Consider the following 23961-nt stretch of genomic DNA (forward strand, 5'->3'; position numbering starts at 1 on the left):
CCGACGCGCAGCCGGGCCACCGGCCTGCCGACCATCAGACCCAGAACGCGAAACGGTCCACCAACTCCGTCGACAGACCGTCACGAAAGATCGAGGCTAGAGCCTGGCCGGTCGATCACGCATCGGTGTGTTGTAGCCTCCGCGTGGGGTGGAGGGGTCGGCTCGAACGTGCACGTCGCCGGACTGTAGGAGTGGGGCTGCCGTTCTGCCATTAAAGGCGAGAAATGGGAGTGTGTGCGCATTACGGGTGCTCATGACGGGGTAGCCGGGCCAGTTTTGCTGGAGTGCGACCCGACCGGATCGGGCGGGGGCTTCGTCTTGGTCTCGACGGAGGATGGGCGTGACGGGTTGTCCCGATGGGACGCCGAGACGGGTGCGCTGCTTTGGTGTTCGAGAACGGCATTGCAGGGTGTGAATGCGCTTGCTGCGGTGCGGGGGGCCGGAGCGGGGACATTGATCGCGGCGGCGGGCGAGGGAGGAGTCGATTGCTGGCAGGCATCGGACGGCGAACCCTTGGCGTGGCGGAGCTCGTACCGAGGAACCGTGTGGTCGGTGGCTGCCGCCTATTTGCCGGGTGGGCGAGCAATGCTGGTAGGGGCGGGACACGACAAGCGGGTGCACCGCTGGGGACTGGATACCGGAGCTCGCCCAGTTCCTGCGTTGGAGGGCCACAATGCCATCGTCACGTGCGTTGCTGCGAACAGCCTGCCTGACGGCACTGCATTGATCGCCTCGGGCGGGGACGACGGGCACGTGATTCGCTGGGATGCGGAAAGCGGACGGATGCTGGGAGCGCCGCTCCAGAGCCGTGGCTTCGCTGAAATCACCAACGTGGCTTTGTTGCGCTCGCCAACTGACAGGTTGCTGGTAGCGGCGGGCGACACCAACGGCACGTTGTACCGGTGGAACGCACTCACCGGCGAGCCGATTGGACGAGCCATTGAGATGGGCGCTACCGCAAGAATGCTCTGCACGATCCACCTTGACGGCAAACCGCTCGTAATCGCCTCCGGTGAAGATGAAGTGGTGCGCCGCTGGAACGCCGTCACGGGTGAGCAAAACGACCCACCTGTGACCGGCGTTGCCGTTGCTTGCGCACAGCGTGCCGATGGGACGGTTTTTCTCGCCACCGGGACAAACAACGGCGATGTCACAGTCTGTGAGCTAGGCCGTGCCTGGCCATGATGTAACTCGCAAGTTGCCGATCATGTTCGCAGCCAGATGACGAGCGCTGCGGCGGTGACGGTGCCGAGGTAGACGTAGCCGCGCTTGTCGTATCGCGTGGCTACGGCCCGGGACTGTTTCAGCTTGTTGACGGCCCTCTCGATGGTGTTGCGTTTCTTGTAGCGCTGTTTGTCAAAGCCGGGTGGCGTCCGCCGTGTGAGCCTTTGCGTCGGCGGGCAGCCTGGCTGTCGATCTTCTCCGGGATGGTGTGCCGGATACCCCGGCGCCGCAGGATCCTCCGGCAGGTGCCGTTGCTGTACGCCTTGTCCGCGGCGAGGCTGTTGGGTCTCTTGCGCGGCCTGCCCGGCCCGGTCCGCGGAACACGGATCTTGTCGAGCACCGGCTCGAGTTGGGTGCAGTCAGCCCGTTGACCGGGCGTGACCAGCAGGGACAGAGGCCTGCACCGGCCCTCGGCACTCAGGTGGATCTTGGTGGTGAAGCCGCCCCGGGAGCGGCCCAGTCCCTCACCTGCCTCACCGCCTCCACCAGGCGGGCTTGAAGGCTCTGCCAAGGTGGTTCGCCCTGGTGTTCGCCGCCCGTTTCCCCCTTTGACGTAGCCGGCGCCGGCGGCGCACTGGTGCGGGCCCCCGCCGCGTGCTGGTGAGCGCGCACCACCGTGGAATCGACCCCGATATCCCAGTCGATCTCCCCCGCAGCGTCCGCCTCTGCCTGAACCTGCTGGAGAAGACGCTCCCACGTGCCCTCGGCCGACCACAGCCGGTGCCGCCCATAGACCGTCTTCCACGGCCCGAACCGTTCCGGCAGGTCACGCCAGTGCACCCCCGTCCGCACCCGGTGCAAAATCCCGTCGATCACCTGCCGGTGATCCCGCCACCGCCCGCACCGACCATTGCCCACCGGCAGGAAGGGCCGAAGCCGTTCCCACTCCGCATCTGTCAGATCACCCCGCCCCATCCCCAGCCAACGACCAGACCATCAGACAGTCACGTGATCGACCGGACAGACTCTAGGCCACTCACGCGTGTTCCGCTGGGGTCGTGGGCAGTGACGGGGGCGTCCGGCAAACAGCAGATCGAGGTTGGGGAGGATCACCGATCCGCAGAGTCCGGCGTCTGAGCGAGTGGGGCCGCGGTAGAGGAAGAAGCGCAGTTTGTCGTCGGGTCCGGTGCGGGTGGCGAGGCAGTGGTCGGGCGGGGTGATGTCATTGACGCCCTGCGCGTGGATTCTTAGGTCGTCCAGGGGGCATGCCGCGTGACCGGGCCGGATGATTAATCGGCACCCACGCCTGTCCGGCTGCTCGCACCAAGGCCAGCGCCACCAACACCTGCTGTCCGCCGTCACCCACGCCCCCACCGTCACCCTGGCCCAGCGGGAGGTAGGGGCCAACACCAACGAGACGGCCGCCTTCCGCCCGCTGCTGGAACCACTCGGTCTTACCGGCACTATGGGCACCTTCGACCCCCTGCACAGCGTCAAAGACCAGGTGCGCTGGCTGGTGCAGGAGAAGAACGCCCACTACATCGCGGTGATCAAGGGGAACCAGCCGACCGCGTAACCCGACTCAAGGCCCTCCCATGGGACCAGGGTCAGTACGATCAGCGACATCATCGATGTGATGGCGCGCAGAGAGCAAGGCAAGTCCACTGCCGAAGACGGTAGTTGACAGGCATTCGGCCGTCTCGGCAGCCTACCTGCGGGTGTAGTCCGCCGGCAGGCCGGAGCACGGTCCGGCCCGCCGGCGAAGGATCAGCGCCGCCATGGAAGAGGAGCGCCACTTGACCATCGACCGGGGCCACAGACGGTTATGGAGGAGCTGTCGGCGCACGGTCGACGCTCTCGAACTGCCCGTGCCGTTCGACACCGCGGACTTCATCCGCGCCCTGGCCGCCCGCCGGGGCAGGCCGATCGAACTGATCCCCGTCTCGGCCCGCCCGCACCTCCCGTGCGGCGTCCTGGTCACCACCGCGGAGGCCGACCTCATCCTCTACGCGGTCGACACCACTCCCTTGCACCAGCAGCACATCCTGCTGCACGAAGCCGCCCACCTCCTGTGCGGCCACCACGACGACGGCTCCGCCCTGGCGGCCGCGGCCGGCATCCTGATACCCGGCCTCCCCACGGCGCTGGTCGAGCGCGTGCTGGGCCGCACCGTCTACACCGAGCCGCAGGAACACGAGGCCGAACTCGTCGCCTCCCTCATCCTCTCCCGCGTCACCCCGCAGCCCAGGCCGCAGGCCCGGACCGAGGCCGCCCGCCTGGAGGTCCTCTTCGGCCGTCCGGAACCGCCCGGACCCGACACCGGTTCCGGCCCCGGCTCCGGCTCCGGCTCCGGGAGCGGCGACCGGTGATCGACGCCACCGCGTATCTCGCCGCCGCCCTCTTCATCGGCTTCGCCGCCTGGCGGCTGTCGGCGGCCAGGGGCGTCAGCGCGCAGCTGTGCATCGGCGGCTTCGGGCTGTGCATCGGCGGCGCACTGCTGCTCAACGCACCGACCAGCATCACCGCCCTGGGCGAGCTGGTGCCGGACCGCCAGTTCCCCGTACTGCTGGTGCACCAGCTCAAACTCGGCGCCTTCAGCTTCCTCGCGCTCATCGCCCTGACCCTGCGCCAGCCGTCGGTCGACCGCCGTGCGATGCGGCGTCACAAGATCGCCGGATGCGCCCTCCAGGTGGTCTCCGCCGCGCTCTTCGCCAGCGCGAACGTCACCGTCACCGGTGAGGAGGTCGTGGTACCGGGAGAGCATGCGCTCTTCTTCGCCTGGAGAACCGGCGTGCCGGCCGCAAGCCACTGGGGGCGTCCGAGGCAGGCTGGCACCCCGCGGGACCTCCTCCGGTGTCCTCCGGCACGCTCGACGCGGAGACGACCTGGCTCCTCCAGGTCGCCGACGCGTTCGCACGCCGCCCCGAGATCTCCGAGGTCCGCCGCCGGCTGCTGGCCCAGGAGGAGCACCCCCGGTGAGGCCTTCTCGGCCGACAGCGCCGGTCCTGGGCTCCCAGCGGCCGAGGACCTTCGCGCGGTGGACGTGGGTTCACGGCCGCCTTTCGACGCGCCGCTGACCGACGCCGGACACTGCTCTGGAACCAGAGCCACCTTCTCCACGCGCTCAGCGAGTTCGAGATCTTCTCCAACGGGCATCGGCCCCGCCGGGCACTCGGTCAAGCCGCTCCACTCCGAGCACCCCCCGCTCAAACAACGAACCAGCCCAGATCAGACGTCCGAGGTCCGTCGATCCGACCGTCTCGGCGCTCAACCGGAATCGGCAGACGTCTCCGCTGTGATCCCTCTGAGCAGACCGGTGGACTGGCCCACCTCGATGAGATAGCCGTCGGGGTCCCGAAGGTAGCAGCGCAGCTCGGACCCGCGGTCGATGGGTGCGGTGAGGAATTCGGCCCCTCTCGCGACGGCATGCGAGTAAAAGGCGGCGATGTCGGCCACCCGCACGTTGAGAAAACTGGAAGCACGATCCCCGCTCGGGGGAGCTTCCAGCGTAACCCCCGGCTTGTCAGGCGTGGGCCCGCCCCCCGGATTCATGATGATCCAGCTGTTGGCGACTTTGACCATCGCCGGATTCTCTTCCATCACGACCTCGCCACCGAATACGTCGGCGTAGAAACCCCTGGAAACAGCGACGTTGCGCACCGTCAGGTAATGCGCAAGGAGGAGGCCGTGCTTCGGTGCGGGCAAATCTACGTCAGGTTTCATCATCCGTTGTCCCTTCGATGGCCCGGGCTGTGGTGGGGTCAGGTCAGCCGTTCCTGAGCCATTTCGCTCACACAGGCGCGGCGATCACACCCGCACATGCCTCATTGACCGAACAGGCACCTGAGCTGTGACACCGGCCGTCGTTCGTGTTCCGTCTGAGCGCGGACATCGGGGACTCCCCCGTCAGCCTGCTCGCGCCGTGTCCTCGCCCCTGGTGTCCACGGCCGGGGTACTCGCAAGGGCTCCCTGCAGCGCGCGGCGCGAGGTGATCCCGAGCTTCACATAGACCTTCCGCAGGTGCCACTCCACGGTATGGGGGCTGATGAAGAGTTCCGCGCCGATCTTCGCGTTCGTCAAGCCGTCGGCGGCGAGAGTCGCGACTTGTGACTCCTGGGGCGTGAGGGCGCTCGCCAGCATGTCCTCCCGCGCCCTTACGTGCTCACCGGTGGCGAGCAGTTCGCGGCGGGCCCGTTCGGCGAACGCGCTCGCACGCATCCCGTCGAACATCGCATGAGCGGTCCGGAGGTGCGTCCTGGCCAGCGATCGGCGCTGGCTGCGCCGCAGCCACTCGCCGTACAGCAGGTGGGTGCGTGCCACCTCCACCGTCACACCGCCGCGGCCGAACTCCTCGATCGCGGTGCGATACAGGCGATCGGCCTCGTCCCCGTCGGTGAGCAGAGCCTGGCTGCGGGCGCCGGCGCCGCGTGCCCAACCCGAATCGGCGGCCCGGGTGAGCTCGATGAGCCGGGCCAGCGAGGCGCGGGCCTGATCGAGTTCACCGCAGCGGGTAGCGGCCTCGACGTGTTCGACCAGCGACAGTCCGGTGAAGTTGAAGCCGTCGTGCTCGATGCCCGTGCGTGCGGCCTCCATCGCCTCCTCGTACCGTGCCAAGCCGTTGAACAGCACCCCCTGGATGTAGCCCATGGCTCCCAGCAGGGACACCTCGCCCCGCTGGTCGGCGCTGTGCTTGGCCTCGTCGATGATTCCGGCCGCGAGGTCCGCCTCGCCTCGCCATGCGGCCAGGACGAGCGCCGCGTACTTGTGCGGAGCGTGGCCGGTCGCGGCGGCGATCGCGTCGGCTTCGTCGATCATCCTGGCTGCCTGGTCGAAGTTGCCGTAGTGGATGTGCACACCACCTGCGTAGATAAGGGCCGGTGGCAGTGCCCCGAGCGCGCCGACGTCGCGGGCCAGGCGCACCGCCCGGTTCGACAGCGTGTCCCACGCGTGCAGGTCCCAGGCGTAGTGAATGAACGCTTCCAGCGCGACCGGGACCAGCAGAAGCCAGCGCATGGTGGCCTCCCGGGTGCGGAGCTCCTCGTGGGCGAGCAGTTCCAGCGCGCCGCGCAGCGCCGGGATACCGGTCTCGTAACCGTCCGTCAGTAGCGCGGCCACACCGTCCAGGAGCAGGTCGGCGGCCCTGGAGCCCGAGGGCGGCGCACCCGACCCGCGGGCCGCGATCGCGGCGGCACGGGCACCCGTGGGACCGTGGACCCGGCCCGCGAAGATGGTCGTGCTGATCGCTTCGAGGTACGTCTCCCGCGCCAGTGGCGACCCGGCCGCGGTGAACTGTGCGGCGGCGTCGAGGAGCAGGGGTGCCGCCTCGTCACTGCGGCTGCGGGCGAAGAGAATCCTGGCGCGCAGGCGTGCCAGGCGGGCGCGGTCCAGTGCGCTCAGGGGACACAGCTCGGCAACCGTCGCAAGCTCGGTGGCCCGGTCAGGCGCGGCGGCCGAGAAGTGGGCCTCGGCCGCCGCGAGAGCCCGGCGCCCACGCGGCCACCGGTCCGGCGTCACCTCGGCCGCGCGTTCCAGCAGCACCGCCTCGGCCGCGATGCCGCCGCGCTGGCGTGCGCGGTCGGCGGCCTGCTCCAGTCCCGCGGCCACGTCCTCGTCCGGCCCGTCGGCGGCCTCGGCGGCGTGCCAGGCGCGCCGGTCGGGGTCCAGAACCGGGTCCGTCGCCTCGGCCAGCGCCCGATGCACCGCTCGGCGCTCCTCGGGCTCTGCTCCGTGGTAGACCGCCGAACGGACGAGCGGATGCCGGAACCGAACCGACTCACCGAATTCGATCAGGCCGGCGGCCTTGGCCGGTGCGGCGTAGGGAGTGATCTCGAGCGAGGCGGCTGCGCGGACCAGAAGGCGCGCGTCACCGACCGGTTCCGCCGCGGCGATCAGCAGCAGTTTCCGCGTCGCCGCCGGCAGCGACGCGAGCCGGCCGGCGAAGTCCCGCTCGATGCGACTGGCGAGCGGGCCCTGGATGACCGGGTAACTCGCGGAGTCCAGGCCATAGGCCAGTTCGGCGGCGCTGCGCCCGCGGGAGAATTCGAGCAGCGCCAGTGGGTTGCCGTGCATCTCGGCCACGAACCGGTCACGGATCCGCTTCTCCAGCCTCCCGCCGACCGCGGCCTCGAGGAGCTCCCCCGCCGCGGTGGTGTCGAGACCGTCGATCCGCAGCTCCGGCAGACCGGTGAGTGCCGCCTGCCCCTCGGGGTCACGCACCGCGAACGTCATCGCCACCGCCTCGGCCAGCAGTCTCCGGGCCACGAACTCCAGGGTCTGCAGGGACGCCTGGTCCAGCCACTGGGCGTCGTCGACCAGAACGAGCACCGGCCGGGTCTCCGAGGCCCGCGTGAGCAGGGTCAGCACGGCGAGACCGACCAGGAAGCGGTCGGGCGGGTCCCCGGCTGCCATCCCGAACGCCACGCGTAGGGCGTCGCGTTGAGGTTCCGGCAACGCTTCGAGCTCGCCCAGGAACGGCGCACACAGTTGGTGCAGGCTCGCGTAGGGCAACTCCATGTCGGCCTCGATGCCGTGAGCCCACGTCACCTTCCCCGCTGACAACCGCGAGGCCACGTAATTCAGAAGCACCGACTTCCCGATGCCGGCCTCGCCACGGACGACCAGGACTCGGGACCCGCCTTCGCGCAGGCCGGCCAGCAGGTCGTCGAGCGCCGTGCATTCGCGATGCCGTCCAACCAGGTCCGGAAGCGGGCTGGCGATCATGCGACGTGGCTCCTTCGGGGACTCCGGGGGCGGAAAAGCTCCCACAGCGATTCTCGGAACGATCCTTGTCACGATACCTGGGATGGTCTCCACACGTTGTGCCCAGATGTTGTGATGGAATCCACGCCGAGAATGACCCCGCGGCTGTCACATCCGAGCCTTCTATCCGGTGGCCCACTGCCTATGGCGTGTCCGCCGCAGTCACGGGAGGTCCAATTTCTTCACTCGGACACCAACTCGCCACATCCGTCATCGTGGTGGGGGCCGGTAGCCCCGGACTCCGGGCGGCCGTCGAAATCGCCGACGCCGGTGTCGCGGTCCTGGCAGTGACCAGACACAGGGGCGATGAGGTTCACATGGCACACCCGCATCTGGCGTCGTGCGTCCGCACGTCGCCATGAGAACACCGGCGACGCGTTCCGCCTTGCCGTCACTGACGTGCAGGCCGATCCGGTGTGGTCTCCGAGGGCCGGGGGGCGCCGTGAACCGGTTCCGCCCATCCCCGCCGTCTAGCCGTGACTGCCGCGCCGCGAGACGGTGGGCGTGTCGGGTAGGTGGCGGGACGCCCATCCCGCGAGTTCGCCCAGGATGGGCATGAGAGCCGTCCCGTCCGGGGTCAGACGGTAGCGAACCGTGATGGGCGGGCCGGTCTTCACCTCGCGGAGGGTGAGACCGGCGGCGGACAGTTCGGAGAGCCGCTCCGAGAGGACGGAGTCGCTGATGCCTTCCACCGCGCGCCGCAACTCTGCGTAGCCCAGGGGTCCGTGCTGGAGGGTGGCCAGGATGACGCCGTTCCACCGCTTGCCGAGGAAGGTGAACGCCTTGGCCAGCGCACCGTCGCAGGCGGCCGGATGGTGCGACTCCGCACTCGCGCCGCCCGAGCGGGCCGACCGAGCGCCCTTTGCTTCCTCCATGCCTTCAGCGTAACCGGGTGCTACTCTGCAGGCCGCACGCTCTGTTTTTAGAAGCGACATGGATTTCAGTAGCCACTTCGCCATAACGAGCCCGGAGAATCCTCTATGTCCGTTACCGGAACCCTTCCCGGAGTCAACGACGATGCCCGCGCCGCGCTGTTCACCGCCGCGCGCACCGCTTACTCCTTCGCCGGCACGCCCGTCGACGACGAGAAGCTGACGGGTATCTGGGAGCTCGCCCGATGGGCACCGACCGCGGCGAACCTGCAGCCGCTGCGCGTCCTGTACATCCGTACGCCCGAAGGCAAGGAGCGCCTGCTGCCGAACCTCAACGAGGGAAACCGGCCCAAATCGGCCTCGGCACCTGTCGTCGCTGTCCTCGCCGTGGACGACCGCTTCCACGACCACATCCCGCACATCCTTCCCATCCGTCCCGAGATGCAGGGCCACTTCGAAGCCGATCCCGCCCAGCGTGACGGCATCACGTCCTTCAACGGGCCGCTCCAGGCCGGCTACTTCATCCTGGCCGTCCGCGCCTTCGGCCTGGCCGCCGGACCGATGGGCGGCTTCGACCCGGCCGGGATCGACAAGGAGTTCTTCCCGGACAACGGCTGGCGCTCCATCCTCGTGGTCAACATCGGCCACGCGGCCGGGGCGCCGGAGTTCGACCGCATGCCCCGCGTGCCCCACGAGCACGCCCTCGACTGGGCCTGACTCCCACAGCCGCGCCTACCGCCCCGGCAATTCGCGCGCGCGTCGGGCAGCTCTCCTGTGGGCGGCGCAAAGGCATCCTCGGCGGTTGCCCCGGGAAGCCACAGTGCCCGCTCGCGCCGGAGGCCGCGCAGCGCAGAAGAGATCCGCCCGCCTGCACCGATACGTCGGCCTCGGCCGCTCACGATGTTGTTAAGCTCGACGCGTGCGGGGATCATCGGGGTGAGTGAGGACGGTCCGGAGCGGCTGCGCGGCCGGCGCCGCGAGTGTGAGGTGCTCGACGGGCTGATCTCGGGCGTGGAGTCCGGAAGCAGTGCCGTCCTGGTCCTGCGCGGTGATGCCGGGATCGGGAAGTCCGCTCTGCTGGATCACCTGGCGGCACGCGCCGCGGGCTACCGCATCGCCCGCGGGGCGGGCGCCGAGTCGGAGATGGAGCTTCCGTTCGCGGGGCTGCATCGGCTGTGCGCCCCGTTCGTCGGACGCGCCGATTCCCTTCCGCCTCCACAGCGGGAAGCGCTGTCCACGGCGTTCGGGGTGAGCATGGGACCGCCTCCGGACCGTTTCCTGGTCGGTCTGGCCGTCCTCGGACTGCTCACCGACGTGGCCGCCGAGCGGCCGTTGTTCTGCCTCGTCGACGACGCGCAGTGGCTGGACCGCGTCTCGGCGCAGACGCTGGCGTTCGTGGCGCGCCGCATGCTCGCCGAACCGCTGGCGCTCGTCTTCGCCTCTCGCGAGCGGCGGGGACGCGACGAGTTGGCCGGTCTGCCCGAACTGGCACTCGACGGCCTCGACGACACCGACGCCCGCGCGCTTCTGGACGCGGCGGCGAACGGGCCGATGGACGAGCGGATCCGCGTCCGCGTCCTCGCCGAAGCACGCGGCAACCCGCTCGCTCTGCTGGAGCTCCCCCACGGCCGGATCGAGGCGGAACCGGCCGGTGGGCTCGGCCTGTCCGATCCCGGACCGGTGGCCGGCCGCATCGAGCGCAGCTACCTCGCACGGGTCCGCTCGCTGCCGACGGCGACGCAGCGGCTGTTGCTGACCGCCGCGGCCGAACCGATCGGCGACGTGACGCTGCTCAGGCGTGCCGCCGCGCGTCTGGACATCAGCCAGGACGCGGCCGGCCCGGCGGTCAGGGCGGGGTTGCTCGAGGTCGGGGCCATGGTGCGTTTCAGGCACCCGCTCCTACGCTCGGCGATCTACCGGTCGGCCGGGCTGGCGGACCTGCGGCAGGTTCACCGCGCCCTGGCAGAGGAGACCGATCCCCTCCTCGACCCCGACCGTCGCGCTTGGCACCTGGCGCAGGCGACGGTTCGGCCGGACGAGTCGATCGCCGCCGAACTGGAGGCGTCGGCGCAGCGGGCGCTGGCGCGAGGGGGCACCGCCGCGGCGGCCGCCTTCCTCGCCCACGCCGCGGCACTGACGCCTCACCCGGGGCGCAAGGCGACGCGTGCGCTCGCTGCGGCTCAGGCGAAACTCCGCGCCGGTGCACCCGCCGCGGCGCGCGAACTGCTGGCCCTGGCACGGAGTGGAGTCCTCGACGACCTGGGTCGCGTCCGCGTGGACCTCGTCCAGGCCCGGATAGCCCTCGCCTCCAGCCGCCTGGACGAGGCGCTCCCCCTGCTGCTGGCCACCGCGCAGCATGCGGTGCCGCTCGATGTCGGCCTGGCTCGCGAGACCTTCCTCGACACCCTGTCGGCCGCCATGTTCGCCGGGCGCCTCGCCACCGGCGTGAGCGTCCGCGAGGTGGCGTCGGCGGCGCAGAAGACGTCGGCGCCCACCACGAAACCGCCGGGCAACGCCGATCTGCTCCTGAACGCCTTCGCCGCACGGTTCACCGGCGGTTACCGCGTCGCGGTCGCCGCCTCGCACGACGCCCTACGGGCGTTCCGGCGGGAGTCCGACCCTGATGAGGTCCTGCGCTGGTCGTGGCTGGCCTCCGCTCTGGCGGCCGAGATGTGGGACTTCGAGGCGTGGACCGAGTTGGTGGCACGCCACGTGCGAACCGCCCGCGCCGTCGGCGCGCTGACCGAGTTGCCCCTCGCGCTCAACTCGCAGGTCGTCGTCCACACGTGCGCCGGGGAACTTGAGGCCGCAGCACTGCTCACTGCGGAGATCGACCGGCTGCAGGAGGCGGTCGGCAGCAACTTCGCGCCGTACGGCACGATGACACTCGCCGCCTGGCAGGGACGCGGACGCGAAGCCGCCCCGCTGATCGAGGCCAGCATGGAGGACGCGCTGCACCGCGGTGAGGGAATCGGCGTGGCCATCGCGCAGCGGGCCGGAGCGGTGCTCCACAACGGTCTGGGCAGGTACGAGGAGGCGTTCGGCGCAGCCCGTCTGGCGAGCGCGCATCCGCAGGACCTGGTCGCAGCCCACTGGGGACTGGTCGAACTGGTGGAAGCCGGCGTGCGCAGCGGTCGCCTCGACGCGGCCGAGGCCGCACTGGTCCGGCTGACCGAGACCACGGACGCGGCCGCCACACACTGGGCGTTGGGAGTCCAGACTCGCTCCCGTGCACTGCTGAGCCGGGGGAAAGCAGCAGAGGAGCTGTACCGGGAGTCGATCGAACGGCTCGGCAGCAGCCGGGTGGCGATGGAGACCGCCCGGTCGCACCTGCTGTACGGGGAATGGTTGCGGCGGGAGAGCCGCCGCGCCGACGCCCGGGAGCAGTTGCGCAAGGCACACGCGCTGTTCACGCGGTTCGGTGCGGGTGCGTTCGCCGAACGCGCCGTCCGCGAGCTGCGGGCCACCGGCGAGACGGTGGCCCGGCACGACGGTGCCCCCACGGCGACGCTCACCCCTCAGGAGACCCAGATCGCGCATCTGGCCCGCGAGGGGTTCACCAACTCCGAGATCGGCGCCCAGCTGTTCCTCAGCCCGCACACCGTGGAATGGCATCTTCGGAAGGTGTACGCCAAGCTCGGCATCGCCTCCCGCCGGCTCTTGCGCACCGCGCTGTGAGCGGCGTCTCATTCTCGAACGGAATCATCGGCGCAGCTCCGGTTCGACGTACTCGAACGTCGGCCCGGCGGTCGTGCCGTCGCCGTCCGGCATGTCCATCAGGGCCTGGGCCTGGGCCTTCAGCGCGTACATCGTGCCGGTCGCGGCCGCAAGTCTGTCCGGGCTGCCGTTGAACGCCTCCTCCAGCAGCTGGAGCAGGCCGCAGTAGGTGACGTTGAACTCCTCCTGGGCGGATCGGATCGCGCTGCCCGCCGGGTGATCCGCCACCAGCGGGTTGGGGCGCATCGGGCGGACGCCGGCCAGGTCGACCGTGACCGTTTCCCCCGTGGGGCCGGACAGCGGTGTGTCACCGCGCAGGTAGCGCCGGCCCAGTTTGAGCTCCTGGTACCGGTAGTAGTGCGAGACCTCATCGCGTTCGGGGTGGAAGATGTCCCGGTCGCCGTCCCACACTTCGCCCCGCGCTGTGCCCTCGCCCTGCTCGACGATCTCCTCCAGTGCCGCCAGCGCCGAGCCCAGGTCGTTGACCGCGGTCAGCTTCCCGCCCGTGTGGCGGAAGGGGCCGCCGGTGACCTGTCGGGCCGGGTCTCCGCAGAAGACCGCCGCATCGCCGAGTTCGGCGCAGAGGTGGCGCAGCCCGTCTTCGATCGCGTCGTAGAACTGGCCGATCGTCTGGTAGCCGTCGTCCTCAGCCGGCGCACCGGGCAGGGCCGGCTGCTCGAGCCGCAGGAACATCTCCACAGCCTCGGGCCCGAAAGGTACGAGGGACAGGCGCAGGGAGCGGTCGCCATGAGGCAGGGTCCGGGGATGCGGCTGCAGCAACTCCGGCGTGTCCAGGCGCGGCCGGCCGCCGACCGCGTTGAGGAGATTCGCCGCCAGGGCCAGATGGATCATCTCTTCCACGAAAACGCCGCCGACTGCCTCGACAGCGTCCGGGTTCAGCCGGGGATCGAGCGAGTAGAGCGCGCAGAGATAGGGCGGCAGCGTGGCGTGTTCCAGTTCCAGCGCCCACTGGAGGTGCTCGCGAAGGCTTTCGAGCGTCGCTATCCGCGTCGCCGAGGGTGCCTCGGCTGCTGCCGGCTGTTCCTGGTGGTTCACGAGTGTTCTCTCATTTCGTTTGTCCGACGTGGCCGTGAGCTGCGTCGGTTTCCGGAGCGGTTGCCGGTAGTGGGGTGCCGGGAGGCGTCGCGGTGCGGCTGATGCCGTCCGCGCGTCCGCGCCCCCCCCGCGCATCGCTCAGGGTTGACCGGGCTGGCGGTGGATCTGTGACAGTGGCAGCGCGAGCTCTTCCCACGCACAGCTGTTCCGTCTTCGGGCATCCGTCCTCAGTGTCACAACATGTGCACGCATGCGGTCGTAGATGTGCCGAGCGACGGGCGTCGCCGGCACATGGACGAAGAACTCAGCGGGCTCGTCGGCCCTGGAGGAGAAGAGACCCACATGCGAGTCGTTGTCGCGGGAGCCACCGGCCGAATCGGTTCCAGGACGGTCGTCCGGCTTCGGGACCACGGTCTGGAGGTCGTGCCCGTGTCGCGCGCCGAGGGCGTCGACGTCACCACGGGAAAGGGCCTCCCCGAGGCGCTGCGGGGTGCCGAGCTGGTGGTGGACGTCACCGACGCGCCGTCCCGTCGGGGACGCGCGAGCGGGGCGTTCTTCGGCACCGCGACGCGCAACCTGCTCGACGCCGCTGACTCGGCAAGGGTCGAGCACTACGTGGTGCTGTCCGTCGTGGGGACCGAGCGTCTGTCCGCAGGGTACTTCCGGGCGAAACTGCTGCAGGAGGAGCAGGTGCGCAGGTCGCCGGTCCCCCACTCCATCGTGCGTGCCACACCGTTCTTCGAGACGGTCGAGACGGTGTCGCGTTCGGTGGCCCACCCGGACGGTGTACATGTCGCACCCGTGCGGGTGCGTCCGGTGTCGACGGACGACGTCGCCGCTGCCGTCGCCCGGGGCGCCGTCGGCATGCCGGTGTTCGGCCCGGTGGAGATCGCCGGACCGGAGGAGCACCGCCTGGACGACCTCGTCGGGAAAATGCTGGCCGCGCGGGGGGACATGCGCGAGGTGGTCGTCGACGCCCAGGCACCCTTCCTCGGCGCTGTGCCCGGCGAGTGGACGCTGCTCCCCGTGGCGAACGCCCGTCTGGGGCACACCACCTTCGCCCAGTGGCTGGGAGACCGCGACGACCCGCTGCCGGTCCGCGGCAGCCGGTGGGTCAAGCGGCACCGGCAGTCGCCGGACCCGGAGGGCATCTGGCCGGCGGGCACCGGGGACGCCGGGCGCCGGAGCGCGTGACGTACCCGGGGGCGCATGGTGAGCCCGGTCGACACGGGTCGTGCGACGGTGGTCGCGGAAGGGGCCGGGACCGGGTTCGCCCCTGCGTCCGATCGCACCGACACCACCGTGGTGGCGGTCCGACTCACGGCCTCGGGCAGGAGGAGCGGCCGGTCCTGCTTGTAGAATGTGCCCCTGAAGTGGAGGACATGCATGCGCGCTGGCGACGACCCGAGGTCCCTCGACCAGGCCGCGAGGGACTTCGTCGCGGCGCGGCCCAGGCTCTTCGGCATCGCCTACCGCGTACTCGGCAGTACGGTGGAGGCCGAGGATGTCGTCCAGGAGGCGTGGCTGCGCTGGCAGGGCGCCGATCGCGCCGGGATCAACGAACCGGCCGCCTTTCTCGCGACGGTCACCGTCCGGCTGGCGATCAACGTGGCCCAGTCCGCCAGGGTACGGCGCGAGTCGTATACGGGCCCCTGGCTTCCCGAGCCCGTTGACACGACGGCGGATCCGTACCTGGGCGCGGAGCGGGCCGAGGCACTCGACCTGGCGGTCCTGTTCCTCCTGGAGAAGCTGAATCCCGTGGAGCGCGCCGCCTACGTGCTGAGGGAGGCCTTCGACTATCCGTACCGCCGCATCGCCGAGGTCCTGGAGACCAGCGAGGCCAACGCGCGGCAGCTGGTGACACGTGCCCGCAGACGTCTGGCCGCGGAACGCCGGAAGCCGGTCAGCCGCACCGCGCACCGGCGCATGTTGGAGGTGTTCCTCGCCGCGGCGCAGACCGGTGATCTGTCGGGGCTGGAAGATGTCCTCACATCAGACGTCGTGAGCTACTCCGACGGCGGCGGGGTCCGCGGGGCGTCCAAGATCCCGGTCCGCGGGCTGCCGCACGTCTCCCAGTACCTCGCCGCCTTCGCCCCGCGCTTCTGGCCTGGGTCGGACGTCCGCTGGGTCGAGGCCAACGGCAGGCCCGCCGTCCTGGTCTCGGCGGGCGGCGAGGCGAAGGCCCTGCTCTGTGCCGACGTGTCCGAGCGCGGCATCGAACGCATCATGTGGGTGATGAATCCGGTGAAACTGGCCCCCTACCTCGCCTCGCTCGAGGCCTGAGGCAGGCCCCGCACGCCACGGACGCCCCTGACACTCTCTTCGCGCACCCGGGCGGGCACAGTGTGACAGCACCTTTTCCCCAGTGACCACTTCCGACTCCAGGGAGTGGTTCCTGCTCCTCTGCTGTCACACATCACGCCACTGTCCGGTCTGTCCTGGTGCAGATCGAATGAGAAACCTCGAAAGGACTCCGTCATGAAGGTCGTAGTGATCGGTGGGACCGGGCTCATCGGCTCGAAGGTGGTCGCCAGGCTGGGTGAGCACGGGCACGAGGCGGTCCCCGCCGCGCCCAAGACCGGGGTCAACACCCTGACCGGCGAGGGCTTGGCCGAAGCCCTGCAAGGCGCGGACGTCGTGATCGACGTGTCCAACTCGCCCTCCTTCGAGGACCAGGCCGTCATGGACTTCTTCCGCACCGCCACGGGCAACCTCCTCAAAGCGGAGGCCGGCGCGGGCGTGACGCACCACGTCGCCCTCTCCGTGGTCGGCACCGAACGCCTCCAGGAGAGCGGGTACTTCCGCGCCAAGCAGGCTCAGGAGGCGCTGATCAAGGAATCCGGGATCCCGTACTCGATCGTCCACGCCACGCAGTTCTTCGAGTTCGTGAAGAGCATCGCCGCGGAGGCGACCGACGGCGACACCGTTCGCCTGGCCCCTGTCAACATCCAGCCGCTCGCCTCCGACGACGTGGCCGCCGTCGTCGGCCGTACGGCTGTCGGCACGCCGGCCAACGGCCTGATCGAGATCGCAGGCCCCGAGGTCTTCCGGCTCGATGAGCTGATCCGCAAGGGGCTCGCCGTCAAGAACGACCCGCGTACGGTCGTCGCGGACGTGCACGCTCGGTACTTCGGCGCCGAACTGCAGCACAGCACGCTCCTGCCGGGCCCGTACGCGCGGATCGGTGAGGTCACGTTCGCCGACTGGCTCGCCCGGCAGCAGTAAGAAGAAACGGTTTTCCCGGGCGCCACGCCGTGGTCGCCGAGGTACGAGGGAAGTTCTCCTTTTTCGGGGGGCTGCTGAACGGGACGGCTCCAAGCCGACGAGGGCAGGCCATCGCCATCGATGCCCTGCCCTTCCATGTGCGGGACGCTTCTCCCGAGCCGGTGGTGCCCGTAGCCCCCTGTCGCATGAGCCGGGAAGCAGGCCGGGGTGGCGGAACGCGGGGCTGGGCGCGCCTTCTCGTCGCTCCGCCGCCGGGCTCAGCCGTGCGCTGTGAGGATCGCCGTGACGAAGACGGCCATGGCAGCGGTGATCAGGGTCATCGTGACCAGGATGCCCCGCAGCCAGCGCCCGAATCGGCGGTGCTGCTGCTCTTTCACCGCGTTGACCTTGTCGGCGATGTGCCTCGTCACCATGCGGGCGACGTAGATCTGTTCCTCCACGTACCAGCGCTCGATGTCCTCCTTCTGCTCGGCGGTCAGCCCCGACTCCTCAGCGGTGAAAGCGCCCACGCGGCGCCGTGCCGCTCGCAGATGAGCCTGCCGGAACAGGAAGCTCTCGATGTCGGCCAGGCCCCGGGAGGCCTCCTGGCGGATGTCCATGATGTGTGCTCCATCGGGAAGACGGGAAATGGAAGGCACTGGCACTACCCGTTCAGCGCGCCGGAGACGAAGCCGGTGCTGCGGACGTCGATGAGTGCCCGCCGCTGCTCCGGGCGGCTCCTCCAGGGCAGCCGCAATGACACTGGTTCTCGGGCTTTGCGGTGTGCTGTCCCCACCGAAAAGACCGGGGAACGTGGCTTCTTGTGACACCTCTCCGTCCTTCGGCGGGCTGCCCGGCGACCGGGACGAGAGGGCCCGGGCCTGCTCCACCTCGGGCCGGACACGCTGCCGAGCGGCCGCACGCACTCTCGGCGTGTCACAGAACGTGGGCCGTCCTGGTCAATAGTGTGTAACGCACCAGGACAAGGAGTTCACACTATGGAAGCCCGTCTCGACTACTTCAGCAGCACGGTCGGGAGCAAGGTCCTCAAGTACCTCAACTCCGCGAACAAGGCGGTGGCGGACTCGAGCTTGCCGCACAAGACGCAGGAACTGGTGAAGATCCGCGCCAGCCAGATCAACGGCTGCGGCTTCTGCACCGACATGCACACCAAGGACGCCGCGCACGCGGGCGAGACGCAGTTGCGACTCAACCTGGTGGCGGCCTGGCGTGAGGCCACGCTTTTCACCGACGCCGAGCGTGCCGCGCTGGAGGTGGCCGAGCAGGCCACCCGGATCGCCGACGCGGCCGGCGGGGTCACGGATCAGGCGTGGGCCGAGGCCGCCAGGCACTACGACACGGAGCAGCTCGCCGCACTGGTCTCGCTGCTCGCCGTGATCAACGCCTACAACCGGGTCAACGTGTGCAGCCAGACACCCGCCGGGAGCTACCAGGCCGGCCAGTTCGGCTGAGCCGGACGCGCACCTCAGGAGTTTTTCCCGCTGACGGGGAGCGGCGCCAAGGCACCGCCGCCCCCTGTTGTCCGTTCCTGCGCACCACCTGCGGGCTGCCCCGCCCGCAGGTGGTGCGCAGGATTTCTGTACGCCCCGCCACGTGTGCGTACCCGACCGAAAGACGGTGATCACCATCTCGTACCCCGAGCAGGTCTACTACGGCGAGAACGGCGAGATCAGTGCCGGGTTCCGCCCGGCGAGCACACCACCGAACCTCGGCGTGCCCGGCGATGGCACCCACTATCTGGCCACCAGTGACGTCACCCGCGGCGAGTTCGGCCTCTACCGGGTCCAGATGGCCCCGCGGGCCGGTGGGCCCAAGACGCACTTCCACCGCACCATTTCGGAGTCGTTCTACATCCTCGGCGGCACCGTACGCATCTACGACGGCGACCGGTGGACCGACGCGCACGAGGGCGACTTCCTGCACGTACCGCAGGGCGGCCTGCACGCGTTCCGCAACGACTCCGACGCTCCCGCCGACATGCTGCTGCTCTTCACGCCGGGGGCGCCGCGCGAGGAGTACTTCGAGCAGGTCTCGCAGCTGGCGGGCGCCTCCGAGGAGGAGCGCACCCGCTTCTTCGAGAAACACGACTCGTACTTCGTCGAGTGACGCTCCGGCGCCGAGGGTCATCCCGCCGTCCTGGTCTGCCCTCGGCGCTGCTGCGCGTCGGCGGACGAAGCCGGCTGCTTCGCCGAGGCGGACACAGAGGAAGAGGGGCGGGACGCCTGGAGAGGCGCCCCGCCCCGTCGACGTTTCCGGTCAGCCGGCGCTGCCGGCCGCCGCCTGCTCGATGACCTTGGCGACTTCACCCGGGTGGGACACGCTCACCGCGTGCGAGGCGCGGACCTCCACCGTGTGGGAGTGGGCGCGCTCGGCCATGAAACGCTGGACCTGCGCCGGGATGTTGCGGTCCTGCGTCGCCACCACGGTCCATGACGGGATGGTCTTCCAGGCGGGTTCACCGGCGCCGTCACGCAGGGCGGCGTTGGTCACCGGCCGCTGGGAGACCGCCATCAGGTCGGTGACGCCCCGGGGTACGTCGGCGGCGAACTGGTCATGGAATTCGGCCGGGTCGATGGTCAGGTCGAGGTCCTTCGAACCGTCGGGCAGGGTGATCGGAACGGCGTTCAAGGTGCCCCCGAGCGTGCTGCCGGGGAACTTCGCCGACAGGTCGAACGCGCTCTCGCCCTTCTCGGGCAGGAATGCGGCGACGTAGACGAGCGCCTTGACGTTGGCGGAGCCGGTGGCGGCGTCACTGATGACCGAGCCACCGTAGGAGTGTCCGACGAGCACGACGGGCCCCTCGATGCCGGCGACGATCTCCTTGACGTAGGCGGCGTCGCCAGGCAGCCCGCGCAGCGGGTTCGCCGCCGCCACGACCGGGTAGCCGTCCCGCTTCAGCCGCTTGACGACGCCGTCCCAGCTGCCGGAGTCGGCGAACGCGCCGTGCACCAGGACCACGGTCGGCTTCCTGGCGGGTGACCCGTGTGCCTTGCCCGCGCTCGCGGGCGGGACGGACAGGGCGAGGAGGGCGACGGCGACGCCCGCCGTCGCCATGAGCGTGAGCGGCGTTCGGACGTGCCGCAGGAGCAGGGGGCTCTTCATGGGAGTGCCTTTCGTCGGGGGTGTGGCTCAGCCGGCGTGCAGGACGGTGCGCAGGGTGCCGGCCGCCTGGCGGATGGCCCAGGTCGAAGCTGCCGTCGACCGGACGGCGTTGAGCATCATGAAGTCGTGCAACGTGCCGTTGTAGCGGACGCTGGTGGTGGGCACGCCGGCCTGCGTGAGCTTGCGGGCGTAGGATGCACCCTCGTCGCGCAGGACGTCGTTCTCGTCGACGATGACGAGCGCGGGCGGCAGGCCCTGCAGCTCCTCCAGCGAGGCACGCAGTGGCGACGCGGTGATCTGCGCGCGCTCGGCGGGGTCGGTGGTGTAGCAGTCCCAGTACCAGGCCATGGCCTTGGCGGTGAGGTGCGGGCCGTCGGCGAACTGCCGGTAGCTCGCGGTGTCCTGGGCGGCATCGGTGACGGGGTAGTACAGCGACTGGTGGACGAAGTGCACGTCGCCGCGCTGCTTGGCCATGAGGGTCAGGGCCGCGGCCATGTTGCCGCCCACGGAGTCACCGGCCACGGCGAGGCGGGAGACGTCGAGGCCGCCCTTGGCGCCGTTCGCGGTGATCCACTGGGCGGCGGCGTAGGCCTGCTCGATGGCGACCGGGTAACGAGCCTCCGGCGATCGGTCGTACTCGACGAAGACCACGGCCGCCCCTGCTCCAACGGCCAGTTCGCGCACCAGGCGGTCGTGGGTGCCCGCGTTGCCGAGCACCCAGCCACCACCGTGCACGTAGAGCACGGCCGGCAGCGGACCCTCGACGCCGAGGGGCTTGACGACGCGCACCCGCACCTCTCCGGACGTCGCGGGCACCGGCACGGTGAGCCACTTGTCCTGCACCTCGGGCTTCTCGACGGACCCGGACTGGATGTCGTCGAGGAGCTTGCGGGCGCCCTCCGGGCCCAGGTCGTAGGTAAAGGGCGGGGTGGCGGCTGCCACCGCGAACTCGTGTGCGGCGGGCTCGAGAACGGGTTTGTCCATAAGGGTCTCCTCCTGAGACTGGAAGGGTTGGATGCCTCTCACCTTTGAGGACCGGATATCTGGTGAAAGGCTGACAAAAGGTCTGGACACCTCGGCCGTTGGGCCTGCGGGGCAGGGCCTCTCGCCGGGCACGGACTGCCCGGCGTGAGCGTCAGGGCAGCGGCCTGGGTGGCTCGTGGGCGGTGAGGAGGTGAAGGCGCTGCGGGTCGAGCGGCTCGTGGATCTCGGTGTAACCGCCGTTCGGGAGGCGCACGATGACGCCGGTCTCGCGGCCGTGCAGCACCATGTCGCGGTCGCGTTGCTGGAGGCCGAGGGCGAGCCGCTTCGTCACGGTGTAGACCACGGGCGGCACGGCGAAGAGTCCGATGCGGACGGCCCACGTCACCGAGTTGACGGACACACCGAACTGGGTGGCGATCAGGTCGTTGGCCCCGCCGACAAGCGCCAGCAGGTACACGCTCAGCCACGCGGTACCCAGCGCGGTGCGCACCGGGCGGTTGCGCGGCCGGTCCAGCAGGTGGTGCTCACGGCGGTCGCCGGTGACCCGGGCCTCGATGAAGGGGTAGGCGCCGAGTACGAGGAAGAGGCCGGTGCCGGCCAGCAGCGGCACGAGCACGTCCAGGACGAGCGTGTGCCCCCACAAGGTGACCTCCCAGCCCGGCATGACGCGCAGCAGACCGTCGAGCGCGCCCATGTACCAGTCCGGCTGCGACCCTGTCGACACCTGGTCGGGGCGGTAGGGGCCGTATTCCCACACAGGGTTGATCTGCGCGACCGCGGCCATGGTGAAGATCACCGCGGCCACCAGGAAGAAGTAGCCGGCCGACTTCACGGCGTGCACCCGCAACGGCAGGCCCACCACATTGCCTTCGGTCCGTCCGGGGCCGGCCCACTGGGTGTGCCGGTGCCGCAGGAGCAGGGCCAGGTGCGCGACGAGGAGTGCGGTGATCACGGCAGGGAGGAGCAGGACATGGAGGGTGGCGAAGCGGGCCTCCAGGTCGTGGCCGGGGAAGTCGCCGCCGAAGAGGAACGAGGACAGGTACGTGCCGACCACGGGGACGGCCAGCAGGGTCCCGTTGACGACCACGAGGCCGGTGCCGGACAGCAGGTCGCCCGGCAGGTCGTAACCTGTCAGGCCCTCGGCCATGCCCACGACCAGCAGGAAGAAGCCCAGTATCCAGTTCAGCTCGCGCGGTTTGCGGAAGGCCCCGGTGAAGAAGACCCGCATCAGGTGCGCGAGGACGGCGGCGAGGAAGACCAGCGCCGCCCAGTGGTGCGCCTGGCGCATCAGCAGGCCGCCGCGGGTCTCGAACGAGATGTGCATCGTCGAGTCGAACGCCTCGGACACGGTCTGCCCTTTCAGCGGCGCGTAACTGCCGTGGTAGACCGTCGGTTCCATCGAGGGGTGGAAGAACAGGGACAGGTAGACGCCGGTGACGACGAGGACGAGGAAGCTGTAGAGGGCGATCTCCCACAGCATGAACGACCAGTGGTCCGGGAAGATCCTGCGCAGCGCGGCTTTCGACCGCCCGCCCGTTCCCATGCGCGTCTCCGCCCACTGGGCGAGCCGCTGTCCTGCGGGTCCCTGCCGTGATGCAGTCGGCTGGCTCTTGTCGCCCATTCCCTCACTCATCCCTGGTTCGTTCTCGGTACGTCGCGGCCGAACGGGGCTCACGAGGATGACCAGGTAGCGACAAATGGTGTGACAAATAGTGACGCGTCACACAGTGCTTCTCGCGCACGTCCGGCGTCGTGCCTCGCGTGGAGCTGCATCAGGTGGCGCTCCCCCTGCGTGGTGCCACCCCAGATCCCCTCCACCGCACCGGCCCGAAGCGCCCAGTCCAGGCACTCCGCGATCACCGGGCACGCACGGCACACGGCCTTGGCCTCCTCCGTCTGGAGCAGGGGGAGACCGCTGGTGGTGTTGCCGAGGGGGAAGAACAGGTCGGGGTCCTGGTGGCGGCAGTCCGCCTTCGTACGCCAGTTCACGGTTTTCTCCTGGTGTGGCTGTCTCTTCGCTGGGATGGCCGTGCCGGCCGTCGGGTATGCGGTGCACGGGAGACCGGGCGCCCGGATCAGGTGTGACACCGGTGCTGGAGCGGGGTGCCGTCGCAAGGTCGACGTACTGCCGAGGCAGGGGGAAGGGGCTGTCACGACCGCCCGGGCCATCTGGTCAGTCCGGTGATGGCGGCCTGCCTGGGCCGCCCGACAGGACCGGCCGAGGAAGAACCGCATGCTCTTTCACCCCGACCAGCCGTTCGAGATGCCCTTTCACCCCGACCAGCCGCTCGAGCCCGCCGTCGGCGTCGTGCTGGCGGCCGAAGCCGCCCTGCTCGAAGCCCGACTGCGGATGCTGCGGGAGGCACTCGACAGCATCGACGCGCGCATCGCCGCTGTCACCGAGGAACTGCGCCGGCCGGACCGCTAGGGGAGGGGTTTGCCCCCACCGCACCCGGCAGCCGTTGCATTCCGAGGGAACGGTGGTAACAATGGTGCGGTCGAGAGGAACACATGGTCTCTGCAGCCCGTCGGCCACCGAACACGGCGTATGACATCGAGGCCACGGCCGAAGGTCTCCAGGAGGAACTGGCCCGCCTGGAAATCCAGAAGCAGGCCCTGGAGCGGGAGTTGTCCGCGGTCGTCGCCCATCTGGGCTCCGTCCAACGCGTCCTGGGTACGCTCCGGGCCGTGCTCCCCACCCAGGAGCCGCCGGCGCCCGGCGCTCCTGCCGAGTTGCCGTTCCCGGAGGCGCCCGCCGCCCCGTCCGTGCCGGCCGCTCCCGTCGAGGAGCCGTCCCTGGTCGCGGCGGACGGCGCCCCGTCCGGGGACGACGAGCAGAGGGCGTACGGAAGGCTCACCGAGCAGATCCTGGAGTTCTTCGCCGGGACGGGCGGCGCCGACGTACGTGCGCGGGACGTGGCCTCCGCGCTCGGCCGGGACACCGACAACGGCAGTATCAACGCCGTCCGGAGCACTCTGGACCGACTCGTCGGCACTTCCCGTATCCGGCGCAGCGGGCGCGGGCTCTACCGCGCCATGTAGCCCCCCGCCGGGGGATCGCACCGAGCGGACCGCACCGTGT

General features: G+C 70.0%; 22 protein-coding genes and 1 pseudogene. 13 read left to right on the top strand and 10 right to left on the bottom strand.

The genetic code is table 11. From position 1 onward, the window contains the following. Positions 1–552 precede the first annotated feature (552 nt). On the top strand, positions 553–1185 hold the full coding sequence (locus NFU81_RS06860) for a WD40 repeat domain-containing protein (protein ID WP_251486058.1): 633 nt from the start codon (positions 553–555) through the stop codon (positions 1183–1185). Positions 1186–1205: 20 nt separating this feature from the next. Here NFU81_RS06860 and NFU81_RS06865 read toward each other — a convergent pair. Beyond that, positions 1206–2139, bottom strand: a pseudogene (locus NFU81_RS06865) (IS5 family transposase). Between the two features lie 310 nt (positions 2140–2449). On the opposite strand from NFU81_RS06865, the gene NFU81_RS06870 reads away from it, so the two are divergent. From NFU81_RS06870 to NFU81_RS40780, 3 genes are all read left to right on the top strand, one after another. Beyond that, positions 2450–2740 (top strand): hypothetical protein, encoded by a 291-nt coding sequence (locus tag NFU81_RS06870; RefSeq protein WP_251486059.1) that lies wholly within the window; start codon positions 2450–2452, stop codon positions 2738–2740. Between the two features lie 220 nt (positions 2741–2960). Further along, positions 2961–3533 carry a ParH-like protein gene (locus NFU81_RS06875; protein WP_251486061.1) on the top strand — a complete coding sequence of 191 codons (573 nt, stop codon included), beginning with the start codon at positions 2961–2963 and terminating at the stop codon, positions 3531–3533. 484 nt (positions 3534–4017) lie between these two features. After that, complete coding sequence (locus tag NFU81_RS40780) at positions 4018–4143, top strand: hypothetical protein (RefSeq protein ID WP_274038124.1); 126 nt, start codon at positions 4018–4020, stop codon at positions 4141–4143. A 288-nt stretch (positions 4144–4431) separates the two neighbouring features. Here the strand turns inward: NFU81_RS40780 and NFU81_RS06880 are convergent, their stop codons facing one another. The 3 genes from NFU81_RS06880 to NFU81_RS06890 form a co-directional block, all read right to left on the bottom strand. After that, on the bottom strand, positions 4432–4887 hold the full coding sequence (locus NFU81_RS06880) for a VOC family protein (protein ID WP_251486363.1): 456 nt from the start codon (positions 4885–4887) through the stop codon (positions 4432–4434). A gap of 183 nt (positions 4888–5070) precedes the next feature. Beyond that, positions 5071–7884: a helix-turn-helix transcriptional regulator gene (locus tag NFU81_RS06885; RefSeq protein ID WP_251486062.1), complete on the bottom strand. Its 2814-nt coding sequence runs from the start codon at positions 7882–7884 to the stop codon at positions 5071–5073. A gap of 509 nt (positions 7885–8393) precedes the next feature. After that, positions 8394–8798 (bottom strand): winged helix-turn-helix transcriptional regulator, encoded by a 405-nt coding sequence (locus tag NFU81_RS06890; RefSeq protein ID WP_251486065.1) that lies wholly within the window; start codon positions 8796–8798, stop codon positions 8394–8396. A gap of 105 nt (positions 8799–8903) precedes the next feature. On the opposite strand from NFU81_RS06890, the gene NFU81_RS06895 reads away from it, so the two are divergent. Beyond that, entirely contained in the window at positions 8904–9512 is a 609-nt protein-coding gene (locus NFU81_RS06895) for a malonic semialdehyde reductase (protein WP_251486067.1), read from the top strand. A gap of 183 nt (positions 9513–9695) precedes the next feature. Beyond that, the gene (locus NFU81_RS06900) at positions 9696–12473 is read left to right on the top strand and encodes a helix-turn-helix transcriptional regulator (protein WP_251486366.1); all 2778 of its coding nucleotides are present in this window, start codon (positions 9696–9698) and stop codon (positions 12471–12473) included. A 24-nt stretch (positions 12474–12497) separates the two neighbouring features. Here the strand turns inward: NFU81_RS06900 and NFU81_RS06905 are convergent, their stop codons facing one another. Then, positions 12498–13568 carry a ferritin-like domain-containing protein gene (locus NFU81_RS06905; protein ID WP_251486069.1) on the bottom strand — a complete coding sequence of 357 codons (1071 nt, stop codon included), beginning with the start codon at positions 13566–13568 and terminating at the stop codon, positions 12498–12500. 342 nt (positions 13569–13910) lie between these two features. Between NFU81_RS06905 and NFU81_RS06910 the strand changes: the two genes are divergently transcribed. The 3 genes from NFU81_RS06910 (at position 13911) to NFU81_RS06920 (ending at position 16793) form a co-directional block, all read left to right on the top strand. After that, the gene (locus tag NFU81_RS06910; protein WP_251486070.1) at positions 13911–14762 is read left to right on the top strand and encodes an SDR family oxidoreductase; all 852 of its coding nucleotides are present in this window, start codon (positions 13911–13913) and stop codon (positions 14760–14762) included. Between the two features lie 192 nt (positions 14763–14954). Then, positions 14955–15851 carry an RNA polymerase sigma-70 factor gene (locus tag NFU81_RS06915; RefSeq protein ID WP_251486072.1) on the top strand — a complete coding sequence of 299 codons (897 nt, stop codon included), beginning with the start codon at positions 14955–14957 and terminating at the stop codon, positions 15849–15851. Between the two features lie 195 nt (positions 15852–16046). After that, a complete protein-coding gene (locus NFU81_RS06920) occupies positions 16047–16793 on the top strand; it encodes an SDR family oxidoreductase (RefSeq protein ID WP_251486075.1) in 747 nt (248 codons plus the stop codon). Positions 16794–17050: 257 nt separating this feature from the next. Here NFU81_RS06920 and NFU81_RS06925 read toward each other — a convergent pair whose 3' ends face one another. Then, complete coding sequence (locus NFU81_RS06925) at positions 17051–17392, bottom strand: hypothetical protein (protein WP_251486078.1); 342 nt, start codon at positions 17390–17392, stop codon at positions 17051–17053. Between the two features lie 378 nt (positions 17393–17770). Here NFU81_RS06925 and NFU81_RS06930 point away from each other — a divergent pair, with 378 nt between their 5' ends. Next, positions 17771–18244, top strand: a complete 474-nt coding sequence (locus NFU81_RS06930) for a carboxymuconolactone decarboxylase family protein (protein WP_251486081.1) — start codon at positions 17771–17773, stop codon at positions 18242–18244. A 169-nt stretch (positions 18245–18413) separates the two neighbouring features. Continuing rightward, positions 18414–18899 carry a cupin domain-containing protein gene (locus NFU81_RS06935; RefSeq protein ID WP_251486369.1) on the top strand — a complete coding sequence of 162 codons (486 nt, stop codon included), beginning with the start codon at positions 18414–18416 and terminating at the stop codon, positions 18897–18899. A 150-nt stretch (positions 18900–19049) separates the two neighbouring features. Here NFU81_RS06935 and NFU81_RS06940 read toward each other — a convergent pair whose 3' ends face one another. The 4 genes from NFU81_RS06940 to NFU81_RS06955 all read right to left on the bottom strand — a co-directional run bounded on the left by NFU81_RS06940 (position 19050) and on the right by NFU81_RS06955 (position 22868). Next, positions 19050–19895, bottom strand: coding sequence for an alpha/beta fold hydrolase (locus NFU81_RS06940; protein WP_251486083.1), 846 nt, complete (start codon positions 19893–19895; stop codon positions 19050–19052). A 27-nt stretch (positions 19896–19922) separates the two neighbouring features. Next, entirely contained in the window at positions 19923–20879 is a 957-nt protein-coding gene (locus tag NFU81_RS06945) for an alpha/beta hydrolase (RefSeq protein WP_251486085.1), read from the bottom strand. 151 nt (positions 20880–21030) lie between these two features. Then, positions 21031–22500 (bottom strand): cytochrome bc1 complex cytochrome b subunit, encoded by a 1470-nt coding sequence (gene qcrB / locus NFU81_RS06950; RefSeq protein WP_422665160.1) that lies wholly within the window; start codon positions 22498–22500, stop codon positions 21031–21033. 50 nt (positions 22501–22550) lie between these two features. Continuing rightward, positions 22551–22868, bottom strand: coding sequence for a WhiB family transcriptional regulator (locus NFU81_RS06955; RefSeq protein WP_251486089.1), 318 nt, complete (start codon positions 22866–22868; stop codon positions 22551–22553). Positions 22869–23112: 244 nt separating this feature from the next. Here NFU81_RS06955 and NFU81_RS06960 point away from each other — a divergent pair, with 244 nt between their 5' ends. Next, positions 23113–23307 (top strand): hypothetical protein, encoded by a 195-nt coding sequence (locus NFU81_RS06960; RefSeq protein ID WP_251486091.1) that lies wholly within the window; start codon positions 23113–23115, stop codon positions 23305–23307. Between the two features lie 83 nt (positions 23308–23390). Further along, a complete protein-coding gene (locus tag NFU81_RS06965; protein WP_251486093.1) occupies positions 23391–23921 on the top strand; it encodes a hypothetical protein in 531 nt (176 codons plus the stop codon). Positions 23922–23961 lie beyond the last annotated feature (40 nt).

The organism is Actinacidiphila cocklensis, from assembly GCF_907177275.1.
Taxonomy (GTDB): Bacteria; Actinomycetota; Actinomycetes; order Streptomycetales; family Streptomycetaceae; genus Actinacidiphila; species Actinacidiphila cocklensis.